The sequence below is a fragment of the Actinomyces culturomici genome (genome assembly GCF_900499005.1).
GTDB lineage: Bacteria > Actinomycetota > Actinomycetes > Actinomycetales > Actinomycetaceae > Pauljensenia > Pauljensenia culturomici.
In genome coordinates this window covers 1-868 of sequence record NZ_LS991334.1, presented here as the reverse complement: position 1 = coordinate 868, position 868 = coordinate 1, and the positions used below count along the sequence as shown (strand labels likewise).

1 protein-coding gene is annotated in these 868 nt (G+C 63.8%); it reads right to left on the bottom strand.

Going from position 1 to position 868, the window contains the following annotated elements:
* Nucleotides 1-270: 270 nt before the first annotated feature.
* Nucleotides 271-717 (bottom strand): histidine kinase, encoded by a 447-nt coding sequence (locus DY157_RS11240; protein ID WP_115728728.1) that lies wholly within the window; start codon nucleotides 715-717, stop codon nucleotides 271-273.
* Between the last annotated feature and the right edge of the window lie 151 nt (nucleotides 718-868).

Below are 868 nucleotides of genomic sequence, written 5' to 3'. Positions count from 1 at the left end.
CTTGTGGTATGTGGTGTGGGATGGGAGATGTGTAGAAGAGATAGGAATATGGTAAAAGACTGAGCTGATATGATATTGATGGAAAATAGCAAAGAAAGAAAGAACTGATGAAGTAGGAAGGTTTTTTTTCAAGCAGAAGACGGCATACGAGATTCGCCTTAGTCGCGTGGGCTCGGAGATGTGTATAAGAGCCGGGGTTGGGACTGGGGGACCGGCTTCGGGAGGGCGAAGCCGTCCTCGGAGTCTCCGTCGAAGGTCCAGGCCTTCCACTCAGGCATTGGACGCCTCCTTGCCCCACGGGTCGGGGTACTGCTGGTCGAGACGGTTCTGAAGGGCGACCGCCGAGAGGACGAACTGCGAGACTTCGCCCTTCACCTGCGCGTCGGAGGCGCCGGCGATCCAGTTGAAGCAGTGGAAGAGACGGACGGCGATCTTCCCCTCGTCGGTGACGACCGTCGTCGCCTTCGGGAGGTAGGTCGTCGCGTTGAAGAGGCGGACGGTCTCGGCGAGCTCCTCGGCGTGCGAGATGTCGAAGAGTCGCGGGTACTCGGAGACTCCCTGAACGGGGTGCCCCTCGGGGACGACGATTCTGATGGTCCGGTTGGGGAGGAGCGCGGCGACCTGCCCCCTGTTCGAGACGAAGGGGAAGAGCCCCATCGACTCGAGGGCGGCGGCGATGCGCTCGAGCGTCACCGGCGCGGTTTCTGTTGAACTCATGCCCCAACTCTATCGGTAGCCGCGCCGGCCGGGCGACGCGCGTCGCCGCCTAGAATGGCGCCGTGCCGACCCCCTCCGCCCCCGTCCCCCCGACCATCGCGTCCGAGGCCGCCGCGTCCGAGGCTGCTGCGCCCGCGACCCGTGCCCCGGC